The organism is Ohtaekwangia sp., from assembly GCF_036786105.1.
Classification (GTDB): domain Bacteria; phylum Bacteroidota; class Bacteroidia; order Cytophagales; family Cyclobacteriaceae; genus Ohtaekwangia.
Map to the genome: position 1 here is coordinate 1 of NZ_DAIQRQ010000123.1, position 4,023 is coordinate 4,023.

Consider the following 4,023-nt stretch of genomic DNA (forward strand, 5'->3'; position numbering starts at 1 on the left):
GGAATATACCTTTGTCGTAGAACAGTTGATAAAAAAGCAAGTAGGCCGTTAGCTTAGCTTTTTATTCTAAAAGTGCAGTAATATAGGGCACATAGAAATTGCTGGTTACAATTAAAATGATGGAGATGATGAACGTAAGAAGCATCGACCTGGGAACAGGTGCAGGCACCAGCTCCGGATCTTTTTTCCTGAAGGCATTCTGCACCGGGCCTACAATGTAAAGTATATTTACCAGCGAACCGATTACCAGAAATATAGCGGACGCGTAGTAATGCGAATGCCATTCTTCAATAAGCATCAGATCTTTGCTGTGATAGCCCGCCAGAAAGGGAAAACCGGTTATGGAGAGTCCGCATATTGCGATAACGAGTGCTACAAAACGTGTGTGCGGCATGATCTTACCGATCTTTGCAATGGATACTGTATGATATATACTATTGTAAAATCCCGCTACATAAAACAGGCATGACTTGGCAATGGCATGCGTAACGATGTGCAGCGTAGCAGCGAGCACACCTAATTTTGTTCCAATCATTACCGCCAGCAGGATGTAGGATAGTTGCCCCACAGTCGAAAATGCAAAGCGCTGTTTCAGGTCATCTGTGGTGAGTGCACGATAGGCTGTATAAACAGCGGTGCCTCCACATAAATAGATGAGCCAGCCGCCTGTGAGAAAACCGGAAGTGAGTTGGTGTATGTAATCGAGTCCGAAAATATATACGGCAATTTTAATGAGTGCGATGGAACCTGTTTTTACAGTGGCAACACTATGAATGAGTCCGCTTACGGGAGCGGGTGCCGGACTTGTTTTGGATAACCAGGTATGGAATGGGAATACTGAATTTTTGGAAATGCCCACCACAAACAAGGTTAGCAAAATTCCTCCCAGTAACGGATTTACGTTTTCGCTTCCCAGTGTTGTATTTCCATCAAAAGAGGTATGGCCGATTGCGTAGTTAGTGATGAAAATGGCAGGAAGAAAAATGAAAATGGCCGGCCACGCTGTTTGTTTTAGAAAATGTTTGCCTGACTGAAGCGCAGCAGTATTTTCCCGGATTGTTATCAGGGGATAAGTAAGTGGTATACCTATAAAGTAGGCAGCAAAGAGAGTGACGAGGTTGCCCGCGCATGCACTGATGCATGCTACAAACAGCAGGGAATTAAGGTACAGGAAGAATTTTACTCTCCGTTTCTGGAAATGATACTTTGTAAACTCAAAACTATAAATAATTGAAATGAGCCACGTGCAACTGATGAGCACAAGAAAAATTTTCGAGTAAGGATCAACGATAAGCTTGAACCCTATTACATCCCATTGAATTTTCAGGTTGGTGTCTACTCGTAATGCGCACCCGATTGACACACCTGAAATTATAGTTGATATGGCATAGAACAAGCTTCTGAATTTTGCTTTAAGCGGCAGAAACAGAAGTGCTGCAAGGGGAGCGAATAAGAGCGCGAGGAAATTGGTCATAGACGTAATACCTCCGGAAAATTAAATTTGCAGAAAGTTATTGATTTGCGGGCGAAGGTACGGGCACGGTAAAATAAAATACAGAGCCTTTTCCTACGGTGCTTTCTACTTCAATAATACCGCCGTTCTTTTCTATAAATTCTTTGCACAGCAATAATCCCAATCCGCTTCCTTTTTCATTGGCCGTGCCGGCTGTGGAGCGCTTGACGCCAATTTTAAAGAGGCTATTCATGATTGCATCCTGAATGCCGACTCCATTATCAATCACTGCTATCTTAACAAATCCATGAAATGGCTCTGCTAGCAACTTCACTTCTCCGCCTTCGCAGGTAAACTTAATGGCGTTTGAAAGCAAATTGCGAATTACAGTTTTGATGGAGTGAGGATGCGCCCAAACCAGCAAGCCGGGTTGAGTTTCGTTCATGATCGTTATGTTTTTAACATGCGCTAAATCTCTGAACAGCTCTTCATTTTCCCTGAGTGCCTGGGCAATATCAAAAACTTCAGGAATAAATTTTATGGTATTGGTCTGCGAGAAGCTCCATTCCAGTAAATTTCCGGTGAGGTTGTTCAGATTTTTTAACGACCGGTTCAAATCACGAAAATATCGCTGGCGCTCATCAGGACTCAACACATCGTAGTGATGAGACAATAAATCCATAAGCCCTATTACCGAATTAATAGGACTGCGCAAGTCGTGACCAATGATGGAAAAGAGTCTGTCTTTTGAATCGTTCGTTTCGCGCAGCAAGTTATTCTGATTGGCAATGGCGGTTTCTTTTTTTACCAACTCATCGTTGAGTGATGAGAGTTTAACGTTTAGTGTAAAAAGTTTTTCATTCAACAGCAGTAACTTTTTGTTGGTTTGTTGCCGTTGCCAAACAAAGAATGAGAGGCCTGCAATGATGCTCACAAAAACAAACAGCAGACTGATTCCTAAAAATTGCTGATTCCGTTTTTCTGCCTGAAGCAGTTCTTTGTCTTTTTGTTGAAGCAAAATTTTCCGTTCCTGCTCGCGGTTGTTGAATAAATATTCACTGTATTTTGCCTGGCTGTTGTGAACAGAATCGCGCAGTATATTGCTTTTCAGAATATAGTCCAGTGCCTGTTGTGTTCTTCCGCGTTTCGATTCAATTGTTGAAAGTAAAATATAAATCCGCTCCATGTCGGATTTAGACCCGATCTGTTTATAATAACGATATGCTTCTTCTGCATACTTAAAAGCTTGTTGAACATCACCTTGTGCCAGCTTGAGGCTGGCAGCATAATACCGGTTGTCTGCCTTGTCGATTTTATCAGGAAGCGGATCAATTATATTCCATCCTGCTTTTAACAGGGAGTCGGCAGCGGTATATTGTTGTTGTTCAATGCGCAGTGCGCTCAGCATATTTACCAGGTAGCCGTAGTTTGGAATTTCCTCCTGCTTATAAGCAAGCGCCATGTTCAGGTACTTTTCAGCTTCTGGCAGTCGCTTGTTGGCGAGATATGTTTGTCCGATATTTATTCTGAGTGTGATGAAGTAAGCATCCTGCCCGCCGAGTATAGTTTGAAAGCCGAGCGCTCTTTTAAAATAATCAATGGCTCTGTAATAGTCTTCCAGGTCAAACATACACCAGCCAATATTTGCCAATGCCCGGCATACAATTCTTTTATTGTTAATCGAATCAGCTATATCAATACTTTTTTGATAGTATGACATAGCTTGTGCCACCTGGTTTCTTCTGGAGTAGGTTTGACCAATTAACAGATAAGACCATGCCATTCCGGTTTTATACCGCAGTTGCTTCGACAAAGCAAGGGCTTGTGCAGCATAGTGTAAAGATGAATCAACATTTACAGGATGGTAACTATAGGAAACATCGCACAAAGCAAGCACCCGATTGGTATCCATCGGTATAGCTATCAATTTTGCTTTAACACTATCGGGATCGCCCAGGTTTTCTTGTGAATAGCAGCCGGCCGAAGTAACGAACAGAGCAAGGATGGCGAGATAGTATTTCATACACAAATCTTCAGCAAAGTAATGTAGAAAAATTTTGAGTGATTAAAAACAGGTGTGCAGAACTTCTGCCGGTTCAAAAAACTTTTACCGGATCAACCCGAGCATTGTCATATCGATTTTGTATAGCTGGCAATTCTTTGATCTTGCTTTTTATATACCGGTAAACCCTTCTGAATGTATAGGTTACCGCAATGATAGCCCGGTTGCCAGATGCTGGAAAATGCATTGTGCACAAGGAAAGGAAATATAGTAAAGGCCAATAACGGGGCGTTGAATTAGTAAAAAAAATATTTAGTCCTGCTTCGTCAACTTCGGTCAGGATGCTCACTTCGGTTTACAACGCGCAGTAATTATTCATTTTTTCTGATTGGCTGTTTGCACGATTGTGCCAGGCGGTGCGAAGTTGAGTTTTGTACTTTTTGCAAACTTGCAGGCGCACCGTAAGAATCTTTTTCCCGAAGCTTTCGCTAGCGAAAACTTCGGGAAAAGATTTAATAAAGTTGAAGACCCGTTGTGCCGCTAAGCGGCATAACAGGTCTTCCTTTAT

3 protein-coding genes are annotated in these 4,023 nt (G+C 42.2%); all 3 read right to left on the reverse strand.

Features of this window, described 5'->3' with window-relative positions:
* Nucleotides 1-61 precede the first annotated feature (61 nt).
* The gene (locus V7Q33_RS23185) at nt 62-1,474 is read right to left on the reverse strand and encodes a proton-conducting transporter transmembrane domain-containing protein (RefSeq protein ID WP_333821474.1); all 1,413 of its coding nucleotides are present in this window, start codon (nt 1,472-1,474) and stop codon (nt 62-64) included.
* Nucleotides 1,475-1,511: 37 nt separating this feature from the next.
* Nucleotides 1,512-3,476 carry a tetratricopeptide repeat-containing sensor histidine kinase gene (locus V7Q33_RS23190; RefSeq protein ID WP_333821475.1) on the reverse strand — a complete coding sequence of 655 codons (1,965 nt, stop codon included), beginning with the start codon at nt 3,474-3,476 and terminating at the stop codon, nt 1,512-1,514.
* Between the two features lie 334 nt (nt 3,477-3,810).
* Nucleotides 3,811-4,023, reverse strand: a 213-nt coding sequence (locus V7Q33_RS23195; protein ID WP_333821476.1) for a hypothetical protein, incomplete at its 5' end; no start/stop codon positions are given.

Excerpts from the sequence above, each read along its gene's own strand:
- V7Q33_RS23185 (WP_333821474.1), bottom strand. The coding sequence starts at position 1,474 with ATGACCAATTTCCTCGCGCTCTTATTCGCTCCCCTTGCAGCACTTCTG.
- V7Q33_RS23190 (WP_333821475.1), bottom strand. The coding sequence starts at position 3,476 with ATGAAATACTATCTCGCCATCCTTGCTCTGTTCGTTACTTCGGCCGGC.